Source organism: Mucilaginibacter sp. OK283 (assembly GCF_900110415.1).
Taxonomy (GTDB): Bacteria; Bacteroidota; Bacteroidia; order Sphingobacteriales; family Sphingobacteriaceae; genus Mucilaginibacter.
Map to the genome: position 1 here is coordinate 1 of NZ_FODR01000013.1, position 26,394 is coordinate 26,394.

Genomic DNA, 26,394 nt, shown 5'->3' on the forward strand with positions numbered 1-26,394 from the left:
TCATCCGAATCCGCTATATAATCTTTACAAGTTACCTTGTCTGATTTGTCATTTCTATTACCGGAATCGCTCCGGCTTTTTAACTTCTTTTGCTCCTCAAAGCAACCCTCCGTTTGGGTCTGCAAAGGTAGTATTCCTTTTTACTTTTCCAAAACTTATTTTTTCTTTTTTTTATCTCTCGATCTTCAAAGAATCCCTTCCGTTTTGTCCGCCTACCCCTCTCTCTTTTCTCCCTCGGTGGCGGGGTGCAAAAGTAGTAAACTTTTTTGCTTTCCGAAATTTTATCTGAAGTTTTTTTGAGCCTCGTTTTTATTCCCTCTCCCCTATTCCTGCTTCAAAAAACCCTTCAATAACCTTTCTAAGAACTTTCCCGCTTCCTTATTTGCGGGCTGCAAAGGTACGCGCTTTTAACACTTATGCAAACTGTTTTTAATATTTACTTGACTTAAATGTTTAAGGTGCTAATTATCAGGCAGGAAAAATAATACGGATAGCTATTATTAGCAGATTAATAGAAGAGATGCAGCGGATAACTTAATTATATGGCGTCCTTATGAAACTACTTGATATGCAAATTCAAAAGCCCCCTCCAGAAAGAGAGGGCCGGTAGTTATCAATATTCCAAAACCACGTGTGGCTTAAATGTATCTGTCTTTACTTCGGCTTTCAATTCATGTAATATATTGTACAGGCCAAAGTTGGTGCGGTTTACATATATAAAGTGTTTAACGCCCCGCGCCTGTTTAAACTCGGGCATTTTTGAAAGGCGCTCGCCAAAGGCAAAAAGCTTGTCGAAGAACTCTGATTGGCTAAAATCGAAGTGATCATCAATATAAGGCATAGCAAACAGGCTTATCATTTCTTTAAACTGCCCATAAAAAAACTCAACCTGCGTTGGGGTATCATCCTTACGGATCATATCCAGCAAACGAAAGGCTTTAATAGTTTCTTCCTTATTATCCAACAGATTGGTTGAAGTAAGCGAGAAGAAAGGATAGTAAAAATCCTCGGGCATCTCTTTAATACAACCAAAATCAATACATCCCAATTTGCCTTCGGGTGTTATCAGGAAGTTACCAGGATGCGGGTCGGCATGCACAGCGCGCATCTCGTGTTGCTGAAAATTGTAAAAATCCCAAAGGGCCTGTCCTACCCGGTTCCGCAATTCCTGTGATGGGTTGGTGGCCAAAAACTCTTTAAGGTGTTTACCTTCCAGCCAATCCATAGTAATAATGCGCTTGCTGCTCAACTCCGGGTAATAAGTAGGGAATACTACATTATCCAAATTGGCACAAGCGGTAGAGAATTCTATAGAGCGGCGTACTTCCAGTTCGTAGTCGGTTTCTTCCAGCAGGCGCTCTTCAACCTCGCTCATGTACACATTCAATTCCTTTTCGCTCATGCCCAGCATTCTGAAGGCAAATGGCTTGATCAGTTTCAGATCGGACGAGATAGATTCGCCCACACCGGGATACTGAATTTTTACGGCCAGTTTCTTACCGTTGAGTTCGGCCTGGTGAACCTGCCCTATCGATGCGGCATTGTTCGACCGAATGTTGAATTTATCGTAGATCTGATCAGGATTTTTACCGAAATATTTCCTGAACGTTTGCACAATCAGCGGGCCCGAAAGTGGCGGCGCATTGTATTGCGATTGTGTGAACTTATCTACATAGGCCTGTGGCAGCAGGTTTTTATCCATGCTGAGCATCTGTGCTACTTTAAGGGCGCTGCCTTTAAGCTCGCTCAATGATTGGTAAATATCAGCTGCATTATCCTCGTTCAGCTCAGATTTATCCATATCCGGGTTGAACAGTTTTTTTGAGTAATGCTTAATATAATTGCCGCCTATTTTAAACCCTGTTTTTACAAATTTGGCGCTACGTTCTACCTTGGTTGTTGGTATGCTATTTTGTTCGGGCGAAGCTCCCTGTGAATATTCTCCACCAGCTGATGGAAAATCTGTTTCGCTATCTGTCATAATAATTTTAAAAGTCCATACTTCTTTACATCCCGCCGTTTTTCACCAGGAATTTTCCGTACTCAAACAAATTGTCGATGGGCGAGCGTTGAAAAAGGTCGAACGTTACATTGACGCCTTTTTCGATAGCCTCATCCGTTTTCTCAAATCCCGTAGAGTTATCATTTACCCAAAAGTTGAGTACGAATACAAATTGCACCCAAAGCGCGTCTTTATAACGTTTGCTAAAAAATTTACGGTCGGTAAGTTCTGTGGTTTCTATCCCTTCCTTCAGTATATCTTCGGCAAAACTTTCGAATGCCGTTTTCATCGGTTCAAACACACGTGGCGTAGTAAAACCTCTTGGTTGTTTTTTGATGGAATAAATAGCAAAGCTTCGGCTGCCCTTAAGCAACTCAAAAAAACCATAAAAGTAAGACAAAGCCCTTTCGCGGGCAGAATATTGCGCCCAAACTTCCTGGCTCTTTATTTCGGCGATAGTTTTATTTGTAAAACCTGCCCAAATAGCCTGCTCCACGGCTTCAAATGAGCCAAAGAACTGGTAAAACTCAGCTTCGGACATTTCGTTTTGCTTCGCGAATATATATACCGACTTAGGCTCCGAGCCTTCGGTTAGCACATAATCAATATATGCGTTCTGGATACTTTCGATAGTTGCCATATTTGATCTCATTGGCCTCACCTAAATCCTCTCCAAAGGAGAGCACTTTTGATTGGCGCGTTGGTTATGTAATTATTTAATAGATCGTTGTTTTACCCCCTCTCCCTTGGAGAGGGCCGGGGTGAGGCTTATATAAACATCTCCACCGTACGCTGCAGTTCTCTTGCCTGCACAACACCGGCCTGGCGCCATTTGGTTTGTCCTTTTTGGAATATCATTAACGTTGGTACACTTTGTACACGGTATGCGCTTGCCGCTTGCGGGTTTTTATCAATATCAATCTTGATGATCTTTACTTTATCGCCAAGGGCGTGTTTTACATCCTTTAGTATAGGCGGCATCATTTTACAGGGGCCGCACCACTCGGCCGAAAAATCAACCAGTACCGGAATTTCTGAAGCTATTATATCCTGGAAATTTGCCATAATTTTTTTACTATTTAGTCGATTGCTGATGGTTAATAGTTATTAGCTATCATTATCAATAATAACCATTATTTTAGATAAAAGTTTATTGAACAGACGCTTAATTGGAAATATGACTTTCCGACTATGAACCCTCAACTATTGATTATGAACAAGAGCACAACAGCCGGTATTTACCTAATGCTGGCACTTTTTATTACCTCGTTTGCTGCTTTGGCGCAAGACAAACCTACCGTTATACCACTTTGGCCAAATGGTGCACCCGGTTTCGAAAACAGGCGAAATGAGCCCGAGCAGGCAAAGGATTACTGGGTAAAAAACATCCACAACCCGTCACTTACGGTTTTTACTCCGCCGACAGGTAAAGCCAATGGCGCGGCTGTGGTGATATGCCCTGGCGGCGGCCACCGCTTGTTAGTTTATACTGCCGAGGGTGTCGAACCGGCCAGGTATCTCAACGAGTTGGGGATTACTGTATTTGTGCTAAAGTACCGTTTAGGCCGTGATACCCTATCGCCTTATAAAATTGATGTACACGCCAAACAGGATGGATATAGGGCAATGCGGCTGGTACGGAGCAAGGCGGCAGAGTATGGCCTGGATACCAACAGAATAGGGCTAATGGGTTTCTCGGCAGGCGGAGAGGTTGTTGATATGGTTGCTTTTGGCGATGGTAAAGGCGACCCTAAGGCTGCCGATTCTGTTGACAGACAGAGTGCCAGCCCTAAGTTTATCATACAAATTTACCCCGGCCCTTTATACATACCGGATGTGATACCGGCCAACGCACCGCCAGCCTTTTTATTAGCTGCCAATGACGACCCATGCTGCGCGGTGCCGGTGGTAAGTTTGATGCAAAAATACCGCGAGGCCAAGGTGCCCATCGAAGTGCATTTGTATGCCCAGGGAGCCCACGGTTTTAACATGGGCAAACGCTCGAAACTACAAACCATCAGCACCTGGCCACAACGTTTGGCCGACTGGCTGGCCGACAATGGTTATTTAAACCCGGCGAGTAAGGAGCGGAAGAAAATCCTACATTAATTACCCCAAAAAACTTCTTAAAATTAATTTCAATGCTAAAATACGGTAAAAAATTGCAATTTTTATAGAATTAATTGCAAATAATCTATAATGAGGCATCAACAAATTACAAAAAAAATACAAGTTTTTATACGTTTAAACAGTATCTGCATCAACGGTAAAAAAGACAGCCGCATTTAATGCCCGATACCTTTTTCCATTGCCACAATCGCTAATAAAACAGTCCGGCCATCACTATTGATAGCCGGACTGTTTTGTTATTATGCTTCCCCTGAAAATACACCCTGCAAATCAAAAGCTCCCCCTTCAGGGGCTGGGGGCCTATTGTATTTTATAACAACTTTCGATAGAGGCTGTGCTTCGGGACGCTGCGTATACTACATTGTTTAATATTTGGTAACCGGTGGTAACACTTCGCATCTGGCGTATTAAAACAACCCCGGTGGCATTATCAATTACATAAACACCATTGGTATTGCTATTTGAATATTGCCGGCGCAGGGCGCTTTCAAAAGCTACAGTTGTGGTTTTATCCGTTTTTGATTCAATCCAGAATGTATTTTTCACGTTGGTACCGGCACTGGTGGTAGTATCTACCCACGTATAGCCCTTCTTCATGGTTTGAAGTGCTGCGTAATCTACAGTGAGCCCTAAGGAGCCGCCTTTAACCAGCTGATCGTTTTGTAAACCCGTAAATGCATACAATGTATCATTAATTGCCTGATTGCTGCTACCTTTAATATCAAAAATAGTATCGCGCAGGCCCAGGGTAACGTTTGCCGTTTGCCCAACCATTGCTGTAAACCGTTTTTGGATATATGAACTTGTATCTGATGGCTGATCGGAATTATACGCCATCGATTTACCCATAGCAAATATAGTATCGGCAATGCGCTTGGTAGTAACCGCAACCTGGAAATCCGATTTTGTGGCATCGGTAATGTTATAGTTTTTTGTTACCGATGAGTTGCTGCTGATAGTAAATTTTTGATCATACCGCGCCAAAATAGTGTTTGAGTTTACCAGTGTTGTTTTTTGGTACCCGTCACCTTTTTTAAACGCCAGCAGGCGGTGCTCATCCGCAACAGCCGCAGGCGTTGTTAAAGATATAGCCGGGGTAGTATTTAAAAGAGCGTTTGCCGGTAATTCTGTCACCTTTTTCATCTCAAGCTTCAATGGTGCCGTTTGGGCAAAGCACATCCCCGCAACCACTACAAGCGATAGCGTTAAAATGGCTTTTCGTTTTTTTATGTATGTTCTCATTTTATCTTTTTTTTGATTGGGGCCGTAGCTTTATTTTGTTCATGGTTCATAGATCATGGTTCATGGTTTTGTTCGTAGCTTATAGCCCGTGGCGAAAAAATTTATCGCAAACGTTTTCTATCAGATCCGCTAAGGGCTATGAACTATCAACCATGAATCATAAGCAAACAACCATTTCTTATTAATGCAATGGTTTTAAGCCAGGTATCGGTGGCGGCGTTGGTATCGGCGGCGGTGTTGGTATCGGCGGCGGCGTTGGTATTGGCGGCACCGTTGGTATCGGCGGCGGCGGTGTTATCGGCGGCGGCGTTGGTATTGGCGGCGGCGTCGGTATCGGTGGCGGCGTCGGTATCGGCGGCGGCGTTGGTATTGGCGGCGGCGTCGGTATCGGCGGCGGCGGTGTTATCGGCGGCGGCGTTGGTATTGGCGGCGGTGTTGGTATTGGCGGCGGCGTTGGTATCGGCGGCGGCGTTGGTATTGGCGGCGGCGTTGGTATCGGCGGCGGCATTTTTATAGGCGGTACGGGCGGTATTGGCGGTGGTACATTCCAATCCGAGCGATTGCCTCTTTGTGCATTGGCATGCTTTACGCCTGCCAGCAATGTTGCTGCTGCAAACATTGATGTTATGATTATCTTTTTCATAGTTTTAATTATTGTTCATTAATCGGGTAAGGGAAAGTGGCAGTCCTATCGAAAAGACCATATTGGCCTTATCTGACGAGTACTTGGTTAAGTTGGCCACGCCAATGCCCAGGCTAATTGGCGTTTTAAATGGCCGTACACCGGCCGATAGGCCCAGGTTCATGCCTGTCCATTCGGTGTTTAAGGTTAAATGGCGCACCACTTCAAACGATACGCTTCCAAATACGGCCGTACCGTGCTTGCCTTTACCGGCGGCAATATCTTTGGGGCTTTTTTCATAAAACCGGCCGCTGCCTAAGCCAATGGTATAGCTAAGTCTTGAACTGCCTGGCGTTAACGATGGCATTGTTTGTACCGCATGGCTTATCGCCATAAAAAAGGTGGAACCCGGCGAATCCGAATATTTATCGGCTGCAAACATTTGAAGCGCACCTGCCGCTATGCTTGTACCTGGAAACAGTTTACGGCTCAGGATAAAATTTCCTGAAAAATTTCTGAACTTGTGAACATCGGTCATATTTAAACTGGCTGCAAAATTAACCGCCTTAATTGGATCGCCTATGCAGGCGCCTGCCGAGGCAATTAAATCAGCCTTGTTGTTTCTGTACACTTCCGGGTATGCGCCACCAAGGCCGCCGAAAATATACATCCCATAGCCTCCAAAACCGGTAGGCGTTAAAAGCGCGGCGGGTGCATCGCTGGGGTAAAGTTCGCGCTGGCCCACCTGTGGCACGTCCTGCGTGACAACCACATTGGGTTTCACCGCTAAAAACGAATCAATTTGTTGCTTTAGTTCTTTTTCGAATAAGTTTTGGCTTAATGCTGATTGAGCTAACAGGCAAAGTGCAATTACCGCACAATACATGAATGGCAGCCGTGATTTGCAAATCATAGTGAGGGAGATTAGGTTAAGTAATAAGTAGGCCGTTAATTATAGCACCTGCTAATTGGCAACAGGCTGGTTATGCTTTAACTAAGTTGTAATTTTTTTACGGCAAAACACAATGCTTTGCCAAATAAATTAACAAGCTTAAACTGCGGCAATATAGCTATATAGCCTCCTGTTTCTGTTGCAATACCAACGGCGGATGGTCGCTGATAACGATTTGCCCACGACGATTGTGGCACCGTTACATTGCCATACCAGGCCGGTAAGTATATGGTTAACGCCCGGTCTCCGTTTATCGGGACTACATCCAAACAAAGCAGCCCGGTAAACTTAGGCAAATCTGTAAAGGCTGGGAGGCAAATGTGCTTTGTCATTCGCTTTGCGTGCTCCTTGCCTGGTTTTAAGGGCTTGGGGTTATCCCGTGATATTATTATCGCGCTCTCGGAAGATCTTTCCTGCGCAAGCGCTGTTATGCAAAACAGCATGATTACAATTGTAGCTATCAGGTATTCCATTTTTTTAGGTTAACTGGGTTTTAAAAAGGGGTGTAGGGAGCGATTGTGTATGCAATTTACTTGCGCAGATCAGGGACTAAATAAGTATGTTTTTGTCATGGTGGTTTTGGTTGTTTGTTGATACAATTTTACGGCGCGGAGGTAAGGCGTGCAATACAAAGTAGTTTGTATTTTTGGGAGATTGAGGCTCGGAACCTAAAGGATGATATAATGATTTTAGCCTTTAAGTAATGAATATGCAAATCCCGGATGTTAATTCATATCCGATATTTTGTATTTTAAACGGAACCCCAATTTGTAAAGCGAAAGGGTCGATGTTGACGAGAGATAATAGTCAATTGTCCTAAAAGCACGGCGTATACTTAGCATGCGGGCCATCCCGATGTTTATCGAGGTGGCGGCAAGAGCTGGTAAAAGAATAGCGATTTTTCGAATGCAATTCTCCTCACCCAATGTTGCTAAGCCCGTTCACAGGTTGCAAATGTAACAGTTTTCGGTTGCGGAAAAGGTGGGCGAATTACACCAGCTTTTAAGCGATACAATGTAGGCTACTTTTTTACCTTTGGATTTTTCGCTTACAAGGCTAACTATCGCTTTGGCATCATCGTAATTGGTGGTTACCGGGATCACTGTCCGGTACCAGTTTCCTTTTTTATAAATGGCGGCATTTTGGCTTATACTATCTTTTGCAAACTTCAGTTCAGTCGCCGCCGGGCCAACAGTTTTATTGGCGCCTATTACAACCAGGTAGCTATTATTTACGTTTAAATTAAGGTCCTGGTAAATTGCTTGCTTTTTATCCTCCAACTTATTATAATCTTTTATTTGCTGTATGCTTGGTTTATCGGGTTGTTTAACAATAGCCGTCTGCAGGGCAGCTATTGTTTTAAGGGTATCCTCTTTGCCATTTAGTTTTGTGCGCCAATCTTCCCACGATTTTTTCAGACCCTCCGGCGCCACAGATACCATAAAATCGCACAAAAACTTCATGTCATTGAGATTTTTTTTATTATCGGTTACATAAGGAAGGTAATCTTTAAAAGCGCTCATTTCCTCCAGTTGTTGTTTGCGCTCTTTAAACAGGTCGGTAATGATCAGCGTAACCGTGCCAATGGCCGTCGTAACTATTACAGATTTAAAAACATCAATTATTTTGTCAATCCTTTCCATTTCCAACTTACTTTTAAAAATAAGGTAACAGATAAAGATCATTCCCAATATAGCAATACCCACAAATAAAAGGTAAAGGAACAGCGACACATTGCCCGTGTTGTTGAAGTAGCGCATAGCGAAAAAGTCAGGTTTTAAGTACTAAATATCAGTTAAGTAGTAACTTACTAAAGTTAATTACAATTAATTGTTAAAAACAAACATTCCCTTAAGTTTTTCATATTACAGTTTCCCGTTACTCATCGAACAGTTAATAGCATGGTATACAATATGGGGCAGTCCACACACACGCTATCCTGCCGAAATCGACTCGTTCGGCTTGAGGTACATTGTGATGGTCCTCCATAGGAATCCCTATGTTTCCTATTGGTGTTGTCGCCTCCATAGGTGTTCGGAAGAAATAAAAAAAGTGCAGGGTGTGTGCGATTGCTTCCTTGGGGAAGGGGAGGCAGGGGTTAAATCAGCTGTTTACGCCCGCTTTGCAACTCGTCGCTCGTATAAAAATATCATCAATGCAAAAAGCCCGACTTTGCCGGGCTTCTCAAATATTATAATTTCAGGAAATTTATACCCCTAACAATAACCTTGCAGGATCTTCCAACAGTTGTTTTACGCGTACCAGGAAGCTTACCGATTCGCGGCCGTCGATGATGCGGTGATCATATGACAGGGCCAGGTACATCATGGGGCGGATAACCACCTGTCCATTTACGGCAACGGGGCGCTCAATAATATTGTGCATACCCAGGATAGCCGATTGCGGCGAGTTTAATATCGGGGTCGACATCATTGATCCGAACACACCGCCGTTGGTGATGGTGAAGGTACCGCCTGTCATTTCAGGGATGGTGAGTTTGTTTTCGCGGGCTTTACCAGCCAATACAACAATGGCCTTTTCAATTTCGGCCAGGCTCATGCTATCCGCGTTACGAATAACCGGAACCACCAGCCCTTTAGGGGCCGATACTGCGATAGAAACATCGGCGTAGTTGCTGTATACAATCTCTTCGCCTTCTATACGGGCGTTTACAGCCGGCCAGTCTTTCAGTGCCTCGGTAACTGCCTTGGTGAAAAACGACATAAAGCCTAAACCAACGCCATGTTTCTCTTTAAATTTATCTTTGTACTTGCTGCGCAATTCCATGATAGGTTGCATATCCACTTCGTTAAAAGTGGTAAGCATGGCTGTTTCGTTTTTAACAGCTACCAAACGTTTGGCAACAGTTTTACGCAACGAGGTCATTTTCTCACGTTTCTCGCTCCTTGAGTTTTGAGTCGCGGGTTCTGAGTTTTGAGTTTGAGCTGCAGTGGCAGACTTTGGACTTTCGACTATAGGCTTAGGGCTTGAAGCTTGCGCGCCTAATGCATCACCTTTGGTAATGCGGCCATCAACACCTGTACCGGATACGGCTTTAGGGTCAACGCCTTTTTCGGCTAATATTTTAGCAGCCGCAGGCGATGGGGTGCCGGATGCGTAAGTAACACCTCCTGGCTGTACCGCCGCACCACCACGGGGCGACTCGTCGGTTGCGCTTACTACTGCGGGGGTAACTGCAATAGGGGCAGCGCCTACACCTTCAATGGTACAAACAACAGCGCCAATTGGCAATACGTCGCCTTCTTTGGCTATGGTTTTTAATACCCCTGCTTTTTCGGCAGTCAATTCAAATGTGGCTTTATCTGATTCCAGTTCGGCAATGGCCTCGTCCATTTCAACAGCATCGCCATCTTTTTTTATCCAGCGGGATAAAGTAACCTCGGTGATTGATTCGCCCACGGTTGGTACTTTAATCTCTAAAGAACCACCACCTGCAACAGGTGCCGGAGCAGCAACAGGCGCGGCAGCGGCAACTGGGGCCGGTGCTGGTGCGTTAGCTACAACTTCGGGCTGTGGCTGTGCAGCCGGCGCAGGAGCAGCAGCGCCTCCGCCTTCTTCAATATTGGCAACCAATGCGCCAATGGCTAAAGTATCGCCCTCTTTGGCAACAATTTGTAAAGTACCCGCACGCTCGGCAGTAAGTTCAAAAGTGGCCTTGTCCGATTCTAACTCGGCAATAACCTCATCCATTTCCACGTGATCGCCATCCTTTTTTTTCCAGCTTGCCAGGGTTACTTCTGTTATTGATTCACCTACGGTAGGTACTTTGATCGCTAAACTCATATTTTTTAGTAAGTTGTAAGTTTTGAGTATTGAGTTGTGAGTAGTTTGTTAAGTTTGATTGTTGCGTAATGAGTTATGAGCTTAAAAACTCAAAACTCATCACTTATAACTCAAAACCTAACTCAATCCGCTCCGGCATCAGCCATTTTTTTGGTTGTCTTTTTTATTGCTTCTTTTACCACTTTACCGGCTGGTGCTTCAAATGCTTTTGAAACAATGTACAATTGCTGCGCAGCATGCTGTTTGGCAAAACCGGTAGCGGTACTACTGCCCTCGTTACGTGATATCACATTCAGGTTAATTACCGTATCGTTATGGAATTTGCGGCAAATGTATGGCCACGCCCCCATATTTTCAGGCTCTTCCTGTACCCAGATAAACTCGGTAGCTTTCTCGTATTTGGCTTTTACTTTTAGTATTTGCGTAACCGGGGTTGGGTATAGTTGCTCTACACGAACGATGGCTACGTCTTTGCGCTTATCAGCCTGTTGCTTATCCAGCAAATCGTAATAAACTTTACCGGTACAAAGCAGCACACGTTTAACCTTTTTAGGATCGGCGTAAGTATCGTCAATCAGCTCGTGGAATTTGCCGCTGGTAAAATCTTCTATCGGCGATACGCACTTAGGACTGCGCAATAAACTTTTAGGCGTAAATATAATAAGCGGCTTGCGGAAATCGCGGTGCATTTGCCTCCTTAATATATGGAAGAAGTTTGCAGGCGTAGTACAGTTAGCTACCTGGATATTATCATCGGCGCAAAGCTCCATAAAGCGCTCCACACGGGCCGATGAATGCTCAGGGCCCTGGCCTTCATAACCGTGAGGCAACAACATCACCAGGCCATTGCCGCGCTGCCATTTAGTTTCGGCACTGGCAATATATTGGTCAACAATAATTTGGGCGCCGTTAAAGAAATCGCCAAATTGCGCTTCCCAAATGGTTAGTGCGTTAGGGTTGGCCAAAGCGTAACCGTACTCAAAACCAAGTACGCCATATTCAGATAGCAGGGAGTTGTAAATACTCAGTTTAGCGTCGGTTTCGATGGTTGCCAATGGCGTATACTCATCTTCCGAATCGGCAAGGGTTAATACAGCGTGGCGGTGCGAGAAAGTACCGCGCTTAACATCTTCACCACTTAACCTCAAAGGGTAGCCCTCTTTTAATAAGGTTCCGTAAGCTAAAAGTTCGCCCATGGCCCAGTCAAAAACCTTGGTCTGGTTCACCATAGTTTTGCGGTCTTCAAACAATTTTTCAATTTTTTTGAAAAACTCCATGTCGGCCGGCAATGTGGTTAACTTATTACCAATCGCTAGTAATTCCTCTTCGGGTACCGATGTATCAATCGCTTTCACAAATTCTTTATGGCTGGCCAGGTGTAAACCGCTCCAGGCGCCTTCAAACATGGCAATGGTATCGGTAAACCTGTCTTCGGCTTTTGATTCATCCAGCTTTTGCTGCAACTCATCCTTAAATGCTTTCTCAACCCCTTTAAGGTAAGTGGCATCAATGCTGCCTTCATCAATCAGTTTTTGATTGTAAATTTTCAGCGGGTTAGCATGCGCCTCAATAGCCTTGTACAACAATGGTTGGGTGAATTTTGGTTCATCAGCCTCGTTGTGGCCGTAGCGGCGGTAACACAGGATATCTATAAATACATCCTCGTTAAATACCTGCCTGTACTCCATGGCCAGGTTAACAACGTAGGCCAAAGCCTCCACATCATCGCCATTTACGTGGAATACCGGGGATAAAACAGTTTTTGCCACATCGGTACAATAAGTACTTGAACGGGCATCTTTATAGTTGGTGGTAAAACCTATCTGGTTATTGATAACCAGGTGAATGGTGCCCCCGGTGCGGTAGCCATCCAGTTTTTCCATTTGTAAAACTTCGTAAACAATACCCTGGCCCGCAACAGATGCATCACCATGGATCAATATAGGGGCGATTTTTGAATGATCGCCATTATATTTAAAGTCGATTTTTGAACGGGTGATACCTTCCACAACCGGGTCAACCGCCTCTAAGTGCGAAGGGTTGGGGCAAAGGCTTAAGTGTACTTTTTTTCCGTTTGATGTGATTACATCGGTTGAAAAACCTAAGTGGTATTTAACATCCCCACCAAAAGGCGATTCGGAATCAAAATTTTTGCCTTCAAACTCCGAGAATACCTCTTTATAGGTTTTCTCCATAATATTGGTAAGCACATTTAAACGACCGCGGTGAGCCATACCGATGATGAACTCCTCGATACCCAGATCGGCCCCTTTTTTAATAACCGAATCCATGGATGGGATCAGCGCTTCGGCTCCTTCGAGCGAAAAGCGTTTTTGCCCCAGGAATTTAGTACCCAAAAAGTTTTCGAACGTAACGGCTTCATTGAGCTTGTTCAGCATCGATTTTTTCTCGTCGATGGTGAAAGACGGTGTGTTACGGTTTTTTTCCATCCTATCCTCAAACCATTTGATTTTGATAGGATTGCGAATGTACCTGTACTCGGCGCCAATGGCACGGCAGTAAGTATCTTCCAGTAACTGGCGAATGTCGCTCAGCTTAGCAGCACCCAGGCCAACTTCAACACCAGAGTTAAAAACAGTATCCAGGTCGGCCTCGCTCAAGCCGAATGTTTCCAGCTCTTTACCCGGATAATAGTGACGGCGCTCGCGAACCGGGTTGGTTTTAGCAAACAGGTGGCCGCGTGAGCGGTACCCATCTATCATGTTAAGCACCTTGATCTCTTTTAAAAAATGATCATAAGTTTTATCATCAACGCCAGGTGCAGCTGTTGAAGCTGCTGTGCCTGTTGCATTTGTGTTTATGTTAAATTCAAACCCCTCGAAAAACTTTTGCCAGCCATAATCTACCGATTCGGGGTCTTGTTTGTATGCTTCGTATAAGGAATTGATGTAGTCTGCGTTGCCGCTATTGATATAATTTAGACGATCCATGTGAAAATGATCTTTAAAACAGTGCAAAAGTAAGCATATACGGTAATATACTTCACAATTAATTGTAAAGAAATTCAGTTAAAAATGATGCAGTTTTGATGGGAATGAGTGGTTTGGAGGGTAAAATATGGTTGGTTAGGATTGAAAAGAGCCCACTAAACGCAATCATGAACAATACAAGTGGACTTGCACTGTTCGCGATTGCCACGCTGCGCTCGCAATGACATGGTTGTTGTGAGGCTCTAAAGCCAACACGTCATCCCCATTTTTTCCAGGATCATTCGGATGGATACCCGCAATGACGATTGCCTCAATTTTCAGGCATAAAATCCTCACACCCCTACCAAATCCCCGGCCTCATCTACAGGTGATGACTCCCAGGTGGTTACAAAATCGCTTTTGGTATCCAATTCTTTTTGCGGGATTGCGGCTATGGTGTACTTGCTTACTTTGGCATCGTTTACGCCAGCGATAAATGCCCAGTTGCCCCAGTTGCTGGCAGGCGAGTAATCTATCAGTTTTTCTTCAAAATAGGCGGCCCCTTTAATCCAATCGGCTTTTAAATCGTTCACCAGGTAAGTGGCTACTATCTGGCGACATTGGTTGCAAATGTAACCAGTAGCGTTTAACTCATGCATACAGGCGTCAATGAACGGGATGCCGGTTTTGCCCGCCGCCCATTTATCAAAGCTTTCGTTATTTACGGCAGCTGTTTCTTCGGTGTTTTTTGCCTGAATGAATTTCTGTCCGTGCTTTTTAAACATAAACCTGAAATAGTCGCGCCATAACAGCTCCAGTTTCAGCATGCTGCTTTGGGCGTCGTTATGCTTAAATATTTCCCAGTAAACCTGCCTTGGCGAAATACAGCCTACAGCCAACCAGGGCGATAATTTTGAGGTATTGGTAATGATGCCTGCTTTACTTTTGGCTTTAACGGCAAGGTCGGATTTTGAAAAATATTTATGCAGCTGTACCAGCGCCGCTGTTTCGCCACCCTGAAAATAATTGGTAGCACGCACATCGTCAACAGGTTGATGTAAGCCCAACTGCTGCAGGGTTGGCAGTTCGCCCGCTTCGGCGATATCTGGGGTATAAATATGTTCGGGTGTGGGCACACATGGCCGTACGTTGCTGTCGCGCTCAACTTTCTTTTTAAATACGGCAAAACTATCCGGAATATCTTTTATCGGGAAGGGTAAATCCTCCTTGTGGTACATGGTATGCCCTATAAAGTGTTTCAGGTTAAGTCGTAGTTTCCAAAGGGCAGCCTCAACCTCTTCCGATTTTGCTGTTTCTTCGTAGGCCACCTCCCGGTGATGATATACTTCACTTACGTGGTATTGACCAGCCAGCTGGGGTATAATTTCGGCCGGGTTACCTACGCGGATAATCAGTTCGGCACCGTAACCCTGTAGGTTTTTACGTAAATCAGCTACGGCCTCTAATAAAAACCGTGCCCTGAAACTTCCTGTTTTGCTGGCACCAGATGCTGTTTGCTGAAAGTAATATGGATCAAAACAATACACCGGCAGAACTTTATCGGCCTTGCGCACGGCTTCTAACAAAATTTCGTTATCATGTATCCGCAAGTCATTTCTAAACCAAACCAATATCGTTCTATCGCTCATAGTTAAACAGGGAGTTAACTGTATTAATGCAGACCACAAATTTGCAATTAATTTATGTCTCCTGCACCGTTCGCTGCAATATTTGACATCTTCCCAACATTTTTCCCATTTTTTTCGCCAGCTAAATGGCTTTTTGCAAACTGAACAGGTTTTATGAGGCAAGTTTTTTGCAGCCATAATGGCTAAAGATAGGCTATCTGTGTCAAAAAAACACATTGGTCATTATCAAATGCCAAAAAAGCTGAATAAAAACTTACTTATCCGTCTTGATTTTAGTCCTGATGATTGAGTCTTTTTGCGCGTTTGTAAGCTTATAATTAAACCCGAATAGCGCCCCCTCAAAATCACCATACGATGGATTAGGGATGATGATGTACTTAGTACCAAATTCTTTTTCCAGTTTTTGAGTGGTTGCCACGCGGTTTTCTTCTGATGGGTGGTTATCATACAGTATATCAAAATCGGGCAGGTTATCGCCGCAAAGCAGCAGGATGTTGTGGGTTTTCAGCACGTTTAACCTCCGGGCTTCTTTGCTTGATGTACCCGTTTTTAATTGCAGGTGTGCGTCGTCGGCGTTTGGCAAGCCATATAACTGCAGATTTTTAAGGGTTGTTCCCCGCTCATTTTCGTTACGGTTGGTAATGTAAAACACAGTGATACCTTTTGATGCGGCGTATTTTAGAAATGCCGGAGCGCCGGGCACCGTATCGGCCACTGCTTTGTCGGTCCACTCTTTCCAGGTTGCATCGGTATAGTCTTTGTTTTGCAGGGCGCGGGCTGCATCATAGGGGCTATTATCCAATAGCGTTTCGTCAATATCGGTAACAATGGCCAGTGGCTTGCTGCCGGAATTTTTTATACCTTCATCAACCCGAAGCCTGGCAATATTATAGGCCTGGAAACACAAAGCCTTGTATTCTGCCGCCCTTTGCTGCCATATGGAGCCCCATACTTTGCCATTATTAGTGATAGAAAAGGCACTGTCGGTAGCAGTTTTTTTTGTGGTTGCGCAGGCTGTGAACAGCAGCAGCAGTATTGAAAGTGTGTAACTTTTTTTCATGTATGGCGATGGCAGAATTGACTTTATATTTTGTCATCCTGAGGAACGAAGGATCTATTCGCAGGCTGTGCAGGGCGATCAAGCACGGCGAATAAGATGCTTCACTCCGTTCAGCGTGACAAAAAATCTATTAATTTACAACAGTTCCGGCTTAATTTTATCCGTAAACTCTTTGGCAAATTTATTCAGTTTCGGCTGGATAACAAACGCGCAATACGACTGGCCCGGATTATCGTTAAAATAATTTTGATGATAATCTTCGGCCTTATAAAACTGGCCGGCCGGTGTTACCTCGGTTACTATCGGGCTGTCAAAAACCTTTTCATTGGTTAGGGTATTAATCATGGCAATGGCCGCGTCCTTTTGCTCAGCGGTTGTATAAAATATCGCCGAGCGGTATTGCGTCCCTACATCATTGCCCTGGCGATTAAGTGTTGTTGGGTTATGAGTTTTAAAAAAAACCAGCAACAGTTCGTCTAAAGATAACACATCGGCATCGTACTCCAGCTCAATTACCTCGGCATGGCCCGTGGTGCCGGTGCAAACTTGTTTATAGGTTGGGTTATCAACATGGCCGCCCATGTAGCCCGACGTTACCGAAATTACTCCCTTAAGCGATTGAAAAACGGCCTCGGTGCACCAAAAGCACCCATTGCCGAAAGTTATTTTTTGAATATTTGAAGGCATTTTATTGTTTTGTTTAATTGATAAACAGCTCCATAATAAAGGCTGTAACATGATGTAAAAATACTCATTTGCGTTCCTTTTTGTTTCATTACTGTGTAAGGATTTTGACCATGGAAATGCACAACAGCGATGCAAGTAGACCATCAATTGATTAAAACCCACGTAACATTCTTGATAGAATACTATATTTGAGCCCTGCTTTATCCCTCATGATCCAAAAACTATCCAAACTCATTTATAATAAACCCTTTGTATATGCCGCGTGGTTTGGTTTGAGTTTCCTCATTGTGCTAAAAGAGATCCTGAACCATCAGGGTTTTAATAACTACACCATTTTTAAATACAATTTTTTACATACGCTGCACCAGCAAAACCTGTATGCCGCTTACCCTGAACATTATTACGACCTGAATCATTACGGCCCTATATTTTCAATCATATTTGCGCCCTTTACGTTTTTTCCCGATTACGTGGGCATTATGCTTTGGGTGATGTTTAACGCATTTGTGCTGTTTAAAGCCATCCAGTTGCTGCCGCTGAAGGAGAATCAATATCTGATCGTTTTACTTATTTGCGCCCATGAATTAATGACGGCATCCGCCCACGTGCAAAGTAATCCCCTGGTGGCGGGGCTTATTATTTTAAGTTTCAACTTCATCAACAAAAAGCAGGATTTTTGGGCAGCGCTGATGATTGCATTGGGCACGTTCATCAAATTGTATGGTATTGTGGGCCTGGCGTTCTTCTTCTTTTCCGACAACAAACTCAAGTTCATCGCCAGTTTTATTTTTTGGTCGGTAGTCATGTTTGTATTGCCGATGCTCATATCGTCGCCTGCGTTTATTGTGCAAACCTACCGCGATTGGTATGTAGATTTGAAAGGTAAAAACTTACAAAACGAAGGCTCTATTATGCAGGATATTTGTGTAATGGGCTTTTTCCGCAAAATATTAAACTACCCGGGACTTAAAAACGCGGTGGTAATAATCCCGGCAATGACGCTCTTCGCCCTTTCGTACCTGCGGATAAACTGTTTTAAATCGACACCTTACCGGTTACTTATCCTGGCATCGGCATTAATTTTCGCGGTGATTTTCAGCAGTGGGTCCGAGTCGCCTACTTATATTATCGCGTTTGCAGGTGTAGGCATCTGGTTTATGAATTTAAACAGGCCCGTAACCGGTTTCGAAATATTTTTACTGGTACTGGCCATCATTTTAACCACCCTATCGCCATCCGATCTTTTCCCCAGATCTATCCGCGAAACGTACGTATTGCCTTACAAATTAAAGTCGCTGCCCTGCTTTTTAATCTGGCTGAAGATAATTTATGAAACCCTCACCCGCAACTTTGTGAAGCGGCAAATAGCCCGCGTTGCATAAATCGTATGCCTGTTTTTACGGTGATGTTAAAAAACCAGCGTCTCTACAGATTTGGTGCGTATAATGCAACGGTTTATAATTAAAATGATACATAATTTGTTTTATTTGTAATAAAAAAATTACATTTACAAAGGGGATGTTAAAAAGGTCCCTGATAGTTGAAAACCAATTGTACTGTTCTCTGATTACCTATATCCTTTTAACATTTGCATGATTTCCGTTTCAAAAAAGAAGCTGTCTGTTATTATACCCTGCCATAATGAGCAGAATAATGTTGGCTTCCTTATCCAGGCGCTCACTAAAACATTAAACGATACCCGTTACAATTTCGAACTGATTTTTGTTGACGATGGCAGCACAGACAACACTGTGGACGAGATAAAATTCAACGCCAATATATATTCCAATGTTTTCTATGTAGAGCTTTCAAAAAACTTTGGAAAAGATAACGCGTTAAAGGCCGGCATAGCCATAGCCACCGGCAATGCTGTGATAACTATGGATGCCGATATGCAGCATCCGCCCCAGCTGATATTAAAGATGCTGGAACATTGGGAAAACGGCTACGATATTGTTTACACCTACAGGGAAAACGCCAATCCGCACGCCAAAATATATCAGAAAGTTACTTCCAAACTATTTTATAAAGGCATCAACATGCTATCGGATATTAAACTTGAAGATGGCACTGCCGATTTCCGGCTGATGGACGAGAATATGGTAAGCCAGTTAAAGCTGATTGACGAACATGAGCTGTTTTTAAGAGGCATCATTAAATGGACGGGGTTTAAACAGGTTGGCATCCCCTATACGCCATCCAAAAGGCATACCGGTGAAGTTAGCTACTCATTTATTAAGCTGGTAAAGCTGGCTATTGGCAGCATTATGGCCTTTAGCGCAAGGCCCTTGTATATCATGACCGGCGTTGGCTTAACCGTTTCACTGATGACCATTTTTTACATCCCTTATGTTTTAATTAGCTTTGCCGAAGGCTATGCCGTTAACGGATGGGCATCCATAATAGCTACCATCGCTTTTTTTGGTGGTTTGCAGTTGATGGTTTTAAGCATTATTGGCGTTTACGTAGGCAAAATATTTATGCAGTCAAAAGCACGTCCAAATTATCTTGTCCGGTCCACCAACCTTGTAAATATAAATAATGATCTTATTGGGGTTTGATATCGAAGAGTTTGACATGCCATTAGAGTATGGCAAACAAATATCGTTCGCAGAGCAGTTATCCATATCAACCGAGGGCACTAACGTTATTTTGGCCATCCTAAAATCGTCACAAATAAAGGCTACCTTTTTTTGTACAGCAAATTATGCTGTGCATAAGCCGGAAGTTATTAACCAGATTGTAAGCGAAGGCCATGAAATAGCCTCGCACGGTTACTATCATTCAGATTTTAAACCCGAGCACCTGGCGCAATCGAAAACTAAGCTGGAAGAAATATCCGGGGCCGAGGTAACCGGTTTCCGTATGGCCAGGATGATGCCGGTTGATGAGCGGGAAATAGCTAAGGCCGATTACGCCTATAATTCATCCATCAATCCCACATTTATCCCCGGCAGGTACAATAACTTTGGCAAGCCCCGCAGCTGGTTTTACGATCAGGATGTGTTACAAATACCGGCATCCGTATCGCCGTTGATCCGTTTCCCGTTATTTTGGCTTAGCTTTCATAACCTGCCCATGGGGCTATTAAAATGGATGAGCGGTATCACCCATAAAAAGGACGGCTACCTTAACCTGTATTTTCACCCATGGGAATTTACCAATCTGAACGATGCCCGGTTTGGGTTCCCCAAATATGTGGTTAAAAACTCGGGGCAGCCTTTTGCAAAACGGCTGGAAGATTTTATCAGTTGGGGAAAATCAAAAGGCTATGAATTTATGCGGACAGATGAGTTTGTAAAACGGGTAGATAAAAGGAAGCTAAACCAGGTTGCTTAAGCGGTTACCTTTTTATTCACACCATTTCCCTTTCAAAAATCTCCTGTACCATAGCCACTTCCCTGGCATAGATTGATTTTTTGCGTGTGCCAAAATACAGCGTGTTTTCTATAATATTATAACCTTCCCAAAGCAGTTTAATATTACCCAGGTCGCGCTCAGTTTTTGACAAAAAATCGGGGATCACCGCAATACCTTTTCCGCCGCTCAGGCAGCGAATGATGGAACCCATGTTGGGCACTATAAAATTGGGTTTAAAATCGGGGCGTTTGCCAAAATTGGTGTGCCAGAAGCGTCGCAGGTGCTCCATATCGCCCGATGAGCCGTACCAGGTTTGGTTTTTTAGCCAATCCTGTATTTGAGGCAAATCTTTTGTTAGGAGCAACTTGTTAAATTCATCCACATCGGTTTGCGGCCCCGCCAGTACTACAATACGCTCTTTAAAAAACGGCTTATATTCTAAACCCTTATAATCACCTTTTTGCGGGGTGATGATCATATCAAGAATACCACTATCCAAATCGGCCAGCATTTGGGGGTACTCGCCAAATTTAATGATCACGTTAAAGGGCAGTGTGGGCAGGTACGATTCCAGTGTAAACTGAAAAGTTTCAAAACACATGCCTATACTGATCGTAGGCACATCTTTTTCGGTACTTTTATGAAAATGCCGCTCGGCCTCCTCCAATTTACAAATCGATTCCTGTATATAGTTATACAATATCTTCGCCCGCTCGGTTGATACCATTTTGCGCGATGAGCGATCAAACAGCTTGTAGCCCACATAACTTTCAAGTGAGCTTAAATGCAGGCTTACCCCCGGCTGCGAAATAAACAAGGATTCGGCCGCGCCGGTTAACGAACCTGTTTCATATATCGCCTTAAACGTGCGGAACCATTCTAAATTCATCATAACAAATCATCATAATTATAATACAAATGTATAACTTATGTTATTTTAATTATAGTAAACAGCGTCGTAATTTTGATGCCAGTTAACACGAGATAAAAATGAAAAATATATTTGTTATAAATGGCGGGCAGATCTTCGCCCATTCCGGCGGCCTGTTCAATAAAACATTGCTGGATACAACCGTAAAATACTTTGAGGAAAACCCTGATTTTGAAGTGCGGTCGACCGATATCAACAACGCTTATGACCCCGCACAGGAGGCCGAAAACTATAAATGGGCCGACGTAATTATTTACCATACCCCGGTTTGGTGGTTTCAGCTACCTCATGGTTTTAAAAAGTATATTGATGAAGTTTTTACAGCCGGCTATCAAAACGGCATTTACCGCAGCGACGGCCGCACAGCCGAAAACCCCGGCATTAACTATGGTACCGGCGGCTTAATGCATGGCAAAAAATACCTGCTAACCACCTCATGGAACGCGCCGGTAACAGCCTTTACCCTACCCGGCGAATTTTTTAATGAGCACAGTGTTGATGAAGGCCCGCTGTTTGGCTTTCACCGTATGAATGCCTTTACAGGCATGGAACCTTTAGAAAGCATTCATTTTTATGATGTGATGAAAAACGCCAACATTGAAGCCAACCTGCAAAATTACCAGGAGCATTTAACCAAGCTATTTATCGACAACAACAACAACAACAACAACAACCATGAAAGTGTACTTAACAGCCTTAGTGAAGTGTAAAGCCGGTAATACCGACGAGCTAAAAGGTTACCTTAATCAGTTGGTAGCAGCATCGACCAAAGAGGAAGCCTGCCTGCAATATGAGCTGTACCAATCAACAGATGATGATACCCGGTTCATCTTCCACGAAACCTGGGCCAGCCAGGAGGGTTTGGACGTGCACGAGCAACAACCGCATATTAAAATATTTATAGAACAGGTTAAAGAAATAATTGACGGCACAATTGTGATTTATAAAACCGAAAAGGTTAGTTGAAATTAAGGAGACTGTAATTTTATACAAAGTTTAAACACCGGGTAGGTATTTGCGGCGAAACACTATTTGTTTTTTCCGTTTAAATTACCAAACTTCGTGTTTAAACTTATATTAACCTCAACATTATGAAAATTGCAGTATTAATTGCCCGCATATTGCTGGGCCTCATCTTCGTTGTATTTGGCCTTAATTTCTTCTTCCATTTTATCCCCATGGCGCAGCCGGTTATGAGCGATAAAGCCCAGGCTTTTAGCGGCGGACTGTTTGGCTCGGGTTACTTTTTTCAGTATATGAAGGTTATCGAGATTACTTGCGGCGTTGGGTTGCTTATTAACCGTTTTACCGCCTTGTTTGTGCTTGTGCTTTTCCCCATTTCGTTAAATATTTTCCTTTTTCATACCTTGCTTGCACCAGCTGGTATGCCAATGGGGCTGGCTATTGTTATTTTGAACCTGTTTTTAGGCATTGCTTACTTTAAATATTACAAAAGTATTTTTACGGCAACACCAACGTTGTAAAACTTTTTTAAGCATAACAAAAATGCCCCGGCCAAGGCCGGGGCATTTTTGTTATTTGCTACACTTCCGTGTGCATTCGCCCGATGCTTTGCAGGCTTTGCCACAGGTATCCAAACAGTTTGGTTTGGTACATGCTTTAGTACACTTGTTGCATTGGTTCATTTTGGTATTGCAGCAAGGTGTATTGGCAAATGATATATTACAAATAGTAAAAAGCATCAGTGTTGTGATGAAAAGAATTTTTTTCATGATTTTGAATGATTAATGTTTAATAAAAAATACGTTCTGAAAAAGGCAGATGATTTTATTAAACTTTGGGCGGGTTCCAGCAGGTGATGGAATAATCAGACAAATAGCCCATACGGTATGGCGTAACATTTTTAGCCCCAAAAGTGGCAGTTATTGGTGCAACACTAATCGGCTCTGTTTTTACAAAGCAGCAAGTGCCGCATGATAACATGGTAGCGCACATCCCGCCATCGCAGGCTTTTTTTGAGCTGTGCCCGCAAGGAGCAGCAGCCATTTTGTGGCAGCAATCCTTTTTGGGCATATTAGCAACGGCCATCACCCTTGCCGGAATAACCGAAAGGAGCAGCAAGCAAACTAACATAACAAAAGAAATTGCTCTCATTGGCTTTTTAAACGATTACCACCGCAAAATATTATTACAACCTTATCTTTATCCCTCCATTCACAACAAAACCATCCAACGGCGCATAAATATCCTTAAATACCGGGTTGGTAATACTGCCGGTATAAATGGAGTCAAATTTGGTTTGCCGGGTATCGGTCAGGTTTTCAAAGTTGATAAATAACGAAAAACGTTCCCATATCTTCTCAGCCATCAATCCGGTTGTCCAGTAGCCCCTGCCGCTGCTGCCATCATTTAAATGTTGCGGACTAAAATAGTAAGCTTCCAAACCAATTTTCAACTTATTCTCCAGCTCATACACCAACACATTATTCAGCCTGTGTTTGGATACCAAAGGATATGTGGTAATGTTGTTGCCTGTATGCTGTGTTACATCTGCCAGCGTATAGCCTATAAAAAGCTTAAAATCGGCATAGGTTAGCTTTACATTGGTTTCCAGTCCCTTTGTGTTCAGATCGCCGCGGGGTTGCTGGTATTGGAGGTTACCATCCGGCAGCGAAGCAAGCAGGATAGGTTTCTCTATCCGGGTATAAAAAAACAATTGATTGATGCTAAAGCTCACCTTATCATCAAATAAACCTGTACGGTAATTAAGGTCATAGCTGGCGCCATATGAGCGCTCGGCTGTGGTGTTTTTAACATCAATAGGCAACACGTTCCTAAACTGAATGCGTTCGGCATCCTCGGTAAACACCGTAGGTGCTTTATAACCAAGCCCGCCTCCTAAACGCGTCGAAAAATGGGAGTTGATCTTCAGCAAAGCCGATATACGGGGCAGGATAAAAAAGCCGTACCTGTTGTGATAGTCGCCGCGCAGGCCACTTTCAACCGTTAGCTTTTGGGTAGCATCCCAGGTGTTTTGTATAAAGCCGCCGATGGTATTGTAACTATAGTCCCGGAGCGCGAAACTACTGTTATGATCCTCACTAAATTTTTCTGAAAGATAATTTAGCCCGGCAACCCAATCAGACCCTTCGGTTTTACGCGAATAAGTGGCCTCGCTATACGTAGAAAACTGCAGGCCCGAAAAGCGGTAGCCAGGCAGGTCAATAGCCCTGTCAAAATAGCTTACGCTATTTTTAACCACCAGTTTTTCTTTATCGCTCAGGTTGCGGTCAAGCTCCAGTTGCGTGCTGTACCTGCCCGTTTTGTTTTTTTCAAAATAACTATGCTGCGCATTGCCATCGCCCTCAATATAATGCAGGTCGCCGCCTATGCGGTTTTCAATAGTGCTGTTGATACCTGTTATCAGCGTGGTTTTATCGTCAAGGTAAAAAAATAATTTAGGGTTGAGTGTAAAACGATTGTACTTAGGGATGGCCGTTAAATCTATATGGGCCGGGTCGTAAGCCGTACCATGATTGTAGGCCGCAAATATGGTGGCGCCCACCTTTTTAAACTTCTGCGAGTAAAAACCGCTGGCATCCAAACCAAATGCCGATGTGCCGTTTAAAAGGAAGTTGAGCTGCCTTTGATCTGTTGGCGTTTTAGATATTAAGTTAACCAGGCCCGCTATGGCGCCGCCGCCATACAGGGTTGACGATGAACCTTTAATGACCTCCACCTGTTTTAAATCGAGCGGCGCTATCTGCAGCAAACCCAAACCGCCCGAAAAGCCGGAGTACAGCGGGAAACCGTCCCGTATAATTTGGGTGTACTTGCCATCGAGCCCCTGGATGCGGATGCTGGAATTGTTGCTGGTCGCCGATGTTTGCTGTGTTTGGATACCCGTGCTTTCGGCCAGCATCATCCGGATATCGCCGGGTTTCATGTTGGCCTTTTCGTCCAGTTCTTCGCCCGATATCACCTCCACCCGGGTAGGAATATTGGCAATAGTACGGCTGCTTCGGGTGGATGAAACAGTAACCTCGCCCAACTCCTCGCCATCGCCCTTTCCTTTAGGTTCCAACAATATGGTTATTGGTTCTGTTTGGGTCAACGGGAAAGTTAATGTATCCAGCCGGGTTTCATACCCTATATAACTAAAGCGGATAAACTGCTTACCCGGGGGTATGTCGGTTAATATAATAAGGCCCGCGGCATCAGCAGTAGCCCCTTTATTAGTTCCCTGTAGTAATGCTATTGCGCCAATAAGGGTTTCGTTAGTTTTAGCATCTTTAATAATAGCTTTAAACGTATCCTGGGCATACGCCGTAGCGGTATATAAAAGTGCTGTAAAAAGCACTGTAATTTTTTTCATAAATAAGTTAATTAGTTATGTAGAGGCTAAAAGCAGAATACACAAAGCTTAAAGCTAATAGACTCTATGTAATACAATAACCAGCTGCTTAGCTGTAATGGTGAGTTGTATTAACTTATCTGGGGTGGTTGCCAAATGGAAAGGGCAACATCTTCGGGGTGTGGGCGATGATAAGCAATAACATGCTTAACATGCGTTTCGGGCAATAAAAACGGACTGTGATCAACCGCTTTGGCAACGATAAACCCGGTACATGCGCCACACGCAAAAAATGGCGAACAACCCTGGCAATCTTTTTCTTTAGATGACGATTTGGATGGGGCGTTTTTTGCGGCAGTGTTTTTAATGCTACAATCATTATCGGCACAACAAGGCTTAGCTGTAAGCAGCAGCACAATAATGGCCGATAGGTAGCAAAGGAATTTCACAGGGGCAAAGGTATAAGATTTAAGTTAAAAGTTCAGTTATAAAGGGGCAAGGAAATAATACCCTGTTAAGCTGCCTCGTAGAGTAATGCTATTAAGTTAAAAGTTAAGGCCAATTTAATATCGAACACCCGATGCCCAATTTCGAATAATGAAGGAAAAACTTCGGTGTTGGATATTCGAAATTCAGTGTTCGATATTATTTCTCAATTTCTGCTTCTCTTATTTTAATAGCATTGCTCGTAGAAACTACCTTTTTGCAGA

Annotated in this window: 25 protein-coding genes and 1 pseudogene; 8 read left to right on the forward strand and 18 right to left on the reverse strand. The window is 43.7% G+C overall.

All coding sequences use genetic code 11. The features are described 5' to 3' along the window. Positions 1-613 precede the first annotated feature (613 nt). The 3 genes from BMX56_RS24060 to trxA form a co-directional block, all read right to left on the reverse strand. Positions 614-1,981 (reverse strand): ABC1 kinase family protein, encoded by a 1,368-nt coding sequence (locus BMX56_RS24060; protein ID WP_090652260.1) that lies wholly within the window; start codon positions 1,979-1,981, stop codon positions 614-616. A 25-nt stretch (positions 1,982-2,006) separates the two neighbouring features. Beyond that, entirely contained in the window at positions 2,007-2,642 is a 636-nt protein-coding gene (locus BMX56_RS24065) for a TetR family transcriptional regulator C-terminal domain-containing protein (RefSeq protein ID WP_090652261.1), read from the reverse strand. Positions 2,643-2,770: 128 nt separating this feature from the next. Next, the gene (gene trxA / locus BMX56_RS24070) at positions 2,771-3,067 is read right to left on the reverse strand and encodes a thioredoxin (protein WP_090652262.1); all 297 of its coding nucleotides are present in this window, start codon (positions 3,065-3,067) and stop codon (positions 2,771-2,773) included. A gap of 147 nt (positions 3,068-3,214) precedes the next feature. On the opposite strand from trxA, the gene BMX56_RS24075 reads away from it, so the two are divergent. Next, a complete protein-coding gene (locus BMX56_RS24075) occupies positions 3,215-4,111 on the forward strand; it encodes an alpha/beta hydrolase (RefSeq protein ID WP_090652263.1) in 897 nt (298 codons plus the stop codon). A 321-nt stretch (positions 4,112-4,432) separates the two neighbouring features. Here the strand turns inward: BMX56_RS24075 and BMX56_RS24080 are convergent, their stop codons facing one another. The 11 genes and pseudogenes from BMX56_RS24080 to msrA form a co-directional block, all read right to left on the reverse strand. Continuing rightward, positions 4,433-5,374: a hypothetical protein gene (locus tag BMX56_RS24080; RefSeq protein WP_143065519.1), complete on the reverse strand. Its 942-nt coding sequence runs from the start codon at positions 5,372-5,374 to the stop codon at positions 4,433-4,435. A 146-nt stretch (positions 5,375-5,520) separates the two neighbouring features. Beyond that, complete coding sequence (locus tag BMX56_RS30265; RefSeq protein ID WP_177183900.1) at positions 5,521-5,925, reverse strand: hypothetical protein; 405 nt, start codon at positions 5,923-5,925, stop codon at positions 5,521-5,523. A gap of 96 nt (positions 5,926-6,021) precedes the next feature. Then, positions 6,022-6,909 (reverse strand): hypothetical protein, encoded by an 888-nt coding sequence (locus BMX56_RS24095; RefSeq protein ID WP_143065520.1) that lies wholly within the window; start codon positions 6,907-6,909, stop codon positions 6,022-6,024. 77 nt (positions 6,910-6,986) lie between these two features. Next, positions 6,987-7,421, reverse strand: a complete 435-nt coding sequence (locus tag BMX56_RS24100) for a hypothetical protein (protein WP_090652267.1) — start codon at positions 7,419-7,421, stop codon at positions 6,987-6,989. Between the two features lie 468 nt (positions 7,422-7,889). After that, positions 7,890-8,708 carry a hypothetical protein gene (locus BMX56_RS24105; RefSeq protein ID WP_090652268.1) on the reverse strand — a complete coding sequence of 273 codons (819 nt, stop codon included), beginning with the start codon at positions 8,706-8,708 and terminating at the stop codon, positions 7,890-7,892. A 448-nt stretch (positions 8,709-9,156) separates the two neighbouring features. Beyond that, positions 9,157-10,752, reverse strand: coding sequence for a 2-oxoglutarate dehydrogenase complex dihydrolipoyllysine-residue succinyltransferase (gene odhB / locus BMX56_RS24110; protein ID WP_090652269.1), 1,596 nt, complete (start codon positions 10,750-10,752; stop codon positions 9,157-9,159). 122 nt (positions 10,753-10,874) lie between these two features. Then, a complete protein-coding gene (locus tag BMX56_RS24115; protein ID WP_090652270.1) occupies positions 10,875-13,703 on the reverse strand; it encodes a 2-oxoglutarate dehydrogenase E1 component in 2,829 nt (942 codons plus the stop codon). Between the two features lie 332 nt (positions 13,704-14,035). Further along, entirely contained in the window at positions 14,036-15,331 is a 1,296-nt protein-coding gene (locus tag BMX56_RS24120; RefSeq protein ID WP_218152486.1) for a DASH family cryptochrome, read from the reverse strand. A 66-nt stretch (positions 15,332-15,397) separates the two neighbouring features. Continuing rightward, positions 15,398-15,547: pseudogene (locus tag BMX56_RS30415) on the reverse strand (DUF2256 domain-containing protein); the annotation flags it as partial. Between the two features lie 37 nt (positions 15,548-15,584). After that, entirely contained in the window at positions 15,585-16,391 is an 807-nt protein-coding gene (locus BMX56_RS24125; protein ID WP_090652272.1) for a 5'-nucleotidase, lipoprotein e(P4) family, read from the reverse strand. 135 nt (positions 16,392-16,526) lie between these two features. Next, positions 16,527-17,078 carry a peptide-methionine (S)-S-oxide reductase MsrA gene (msrA, locus tag BMX56_RS24130; protein ID WP_090652441.1) on the reverse strand — a complete coding sequence of 184 codons (552 nt, stop codon included), beginning with the start codon at positions 17,076-17,078 and terminating at the stop codon, positions 16,527-16,529. A 209-nt stretch (positions 17,079-17,287) separates the two neighbouring features. Here msrA and BMX56_RS24135 point away from each other — a divergent pair, with 209 nt between their 5' ends. The 3 genes from BMX56_RS24135 to BMX56_RS24145 all read left to right on the forward strand — a co-directional run bounded on the left by BMX56_RS24135 (position 17,288) and on the right by BMX56_RS24145 (position 20,417). Continuing rightward, a complete protein-coding gene (locus BMX56_RS24135; protein ID WP_255369908.1) occupies positions 17,288-18,460 on the forward strand; it encodes a glycosyltransferase family 87 protein in 1,173 nt (390 codons plus the stop codon). A gap of 210 nt (positions 18,461-18,670) precedes the next feature. Beyond that, a complete protein-coding gene (locus BMX56_RS24140) occupies positions 18,671-19,639 on the forward strand; it encodes a glycosyltransferase family 2 protein (RefSeq protein ID WP_177183902.1) in 969 nt (322 codons plus the stop codon). Further along, entirely contained in the window at positions 19,620-20,417 is a 798-nt protein-coding gene (locus BMX56_RS24145) for a polysaccharide deacetylase family protein (protein WP_090652273.1), read from the forward strand. Before BMX56_RS24140 ends, BMX56_RS24145 begins: the two co-directional genes overlap by 20 nt. A gap of 16 nt (positions 20,418-20,433) precedes the next feature. Here BMX56_RS24145 and BMX56_RS24150 read toward each other — a convergent pair whose 3' ends face one another. Further along, a complete protein-coding gene (locus BMX56_RS24150; RefSeq protein WP_090652274.1) occupies positions 20,434-21,330 on the reverse strand; it encodes a LysR family transcriptional regulator in 897 nt (298 codons plus the stop codon). Positions 21,331-21,428: 98 nt separating this feature from the next. Here BMX56_RS24150 and BMX56_RS24155 point away from each other — a divergent pair, with 98 nt between their 5' ends. From BMX56_RS24155 to BMX56_RS24170, 4 genes are all read left to right on the forward strand, one after another. After that, entirely contained in the window at positions 21,429-22,079 is a 651-nt protein-coding gene (locus tag BMX56_RS24155) for an NAD(P)H-dependent oxidoreductase (protein WP_090652275.1), read from the forward strand. Then, positions 22,045-22,335, forward strand: a complete 291-nt coding sequence (locus tag BMX56_RS24160; RefSeq protein WP_090652276.1) for a putative quinol monooxygenase — start codon at positions 22,045-22,047, stop codon at positions 22,333-22,335. The genes BMX56_RS24155 and BMX56_RS24160 overlap by 35 nt, the downstream gene beginning before the upstream one ends. Before the next feature lie 125 nt (positions 22,336-22,460). Further along, positions 22,461-22,853: a DoxX family membrane protein gene (locus BMX56_RS24165; protein ID WP_090652277.1), complete on the forward strand. Its 393-nt coding sequence runs from the start codon at positions 22,461-22,463 to the stop codon at positions 22,851-22,853. A gap of 22 nt (positions 22,854-22,875) precedes the next feature. After that, positions 22,876-23,118, forward strand: a complete 243-nt coding sequence (locus BMX56_RS24170) for a hypothetical protein (RefSeq protein ID WP_090652278.1) — start codon at positions 22,876-22,878, stop codon at positions 23,116-23,118. A gap of 42 nt (positions 23,119-23,160) precedes the next feature. Here BMX56_RS24170 and BMX56_RS24175 read toward each other — a convergent pair whose 3' ends face one another. The 3 genes from BMX56_RS24175 to BMX56_RS24185 form a co-directional block, all read right to left on the reverse strand. After that, entirely contained in the window at positions 23,161-23,484 is a 324-nt protein-coding gene (locus BMX56_RS24175; protein ID WP_143065521.1) for a hypothetical protein, read from the reverse strand. Positions 23,485-23,518: 34 nt separating this feature from the next. After that, a complete protein-coding gene (locus tag BMX56_RS24180; protein ID WP_090652280.1) occupies positions 23,519-25,705 on the reverse strand; it encodes a TonB-dependent receptor in 2,187 nt (728 codons plus the stop codon). 110 nt (positions 25,706-25,815) lie between these two features. Beyond that, complete coding sequence (locus tag BMX56_RS24185) at positions 25,816-26,133, reverse strand: hypothetical protein (protein WP_090652281.1); 318 nt, start codon at positions 26,131-26,133, stop codon at positions 25,816-25,818. Positions 26,134-26,394: the final 261 nt, after the last annotated feature.

Excerpts from the sequence above, each read along its gene's own strand:
- BMX56_RS24060 (WP_090652260.1), bottom strand. The coding sequence starts at position 1,981 with ATGACAGATAGCGAAACAGATTTTCCATCAGCTGGTGGAGAATATTCA.
- BMX56_RS24135 (WP_255369908.1), top strand. The coding sequence starts at position 17,288 with ATGATCCAAAAACTATCCAAACTCATTTATAATAAACCCTTTGTATAT.
- BMX56_RS24140 (WP_177183902.1), top strand. The coding sequence starts at position 18,671 with ATGATTTCCGTTTCAAAAAAGAAGCTGTCTGTTATTATACCCTGCCAT.
- trxA (WP_090652262.1), bottom strand. The coding sequence starts at position 3,067 with ATGGCAAATTTCCAGGATATAATAGCTTCAGAAATTCCGGTACTGGTT.
- BMX56_RS24160 (WP_090652276.1), top strand. The coding sequence starts at position 22,045 with ATGAAAGTGTACTTAACAGCCTTAGTGAAGTGTAAAGCCGGTAATACC.
- BMX56_RS24145 (WP_090652273.1), top strand. The coding sequence starts at position 19,620 with ATGATCTTATTGGGGTTTGATATCGAAGAGTTTGACATGCCATTAGAG.
- msrA (WP_090652441.1), bottom strand. The coding sequence starts at position 17,078 with ATGCCTTCAAATATTCAAAAAATAACTTTCGGCAATGGGTGCTTTTGG.
- BMX56_RS24115 (WP_090652270.1), bottom strand. The coding sequence starts at position 13,703 with ATGGATCGTCTAAATTATATCAATAGCGGCAACGCAGACTACATCAAT.
- BMX56_RS24165 (WP_090652277.1), top strand. The coding sequence starts at position 22,461 with ATGAAAATTGCAGTATTAATTGCCCGCATATTGCTGGGCCTCATCTTC.
- BMX56_RS24180 (WP_090652280.1), bottom strand. The coding sequence starts at position 25,705 with ATGAAAAAAATTACAGTGCTTTTTACAGCACTTTTATATACCGCTACG.
- BMX56_RS24120 (WP_218152486.1), bottom strand. The coding sequence starts at position 15,331 with ATGAGCGATAGAACGATATTGGTTTGGTTTAGAAATGACTTGCGGATA.
- BMX56_RS24125 (WP_090652272.1), bottom strand. The coding sequence starts at position 16,391 with ATGAAAAAAAGTTACACACTTTCAATACTGCTGCTGCTGTTCACAGCC.
- BMX56_RS24155 (WP_090652275.1), top strand. The coding sequence starts at position 21,429 with ATGAAAAATATATTTGTTATAAATGGCGGGCAGATCTTCGCCCATTCC.
- BMX56_RS24075 (WP_090652263.1), top strand. The coding sequence starts at position 3,215 with ATGAACAAGAGCACAACAGCCGGTATTTACCTAATGCTGGCACTTTTT.
- BMX56_RS24150 (WP_090652274.1), bottom strand. The coding sequence starts at position 21,330 with ATGATGAATTTAGAATGGTTCCGCACGTTTAAGGCGATATATGAAACA.
- BMX56_RS24175 (WP_143065521.1), bottom strand. The coding sequence starts at position 23,484 with ATGAGAGCAATTTCTTTTGTTATGTTAGTTTGCTTGCTGCTCCTTTCG.
- BMX56_RS24105 (WP_090652268.1), bottom strand. The coding sequence starts at position 8,708 with ATGCGCTACTTCAACAACACGGGCAATGTGTCGCTGTTCCTTTACCTT.
- BMX56_RS24100 (WP_090652267.1), bottom strand. The coding sequence starts at position 7,421 with ATGGAATACCTGATAGCTACAATTGTAATCATGCTGTTTTGCATAACA.
- BMX56_RS24170 (WP_090652278.1), top strand. The coding sequence starts at position 22,876 with ATGCCCCGGCCAAGGCCGGGGCATTTTTGTTATTTGCTACACTTCCGT.
- odhB (WP_090652269.1), bottom strand. The coding sequence starts at position 10,752 with ATGAGTTTAGCGATCAAAGTACCTACCGTAGGTGAATCAATAACAGAA.
- BMX56_RS24095 (WP_143065520.1), bottom strand. The coding sequence starts at position 6,909 with ATGATTTGCAAATCACGGCTGCCATTCATGTATTGTGCGGTAATTGCA.
- BMX56_RS24065 (WP_090652261.1), bottom strand. The coding sequence starts at position 2,642 with ATGGCAACTATCGAAAGTATCCAGAACGCATATATTGATTATGTGCTA.
- BMX56_RS24080 (WP_143065519.1), bottom strand. The coding sequence starts at position 5,374 with ATGAGAACATACATAAAAAAACGAAAAGCCATTTTAACGCTATCGCTT.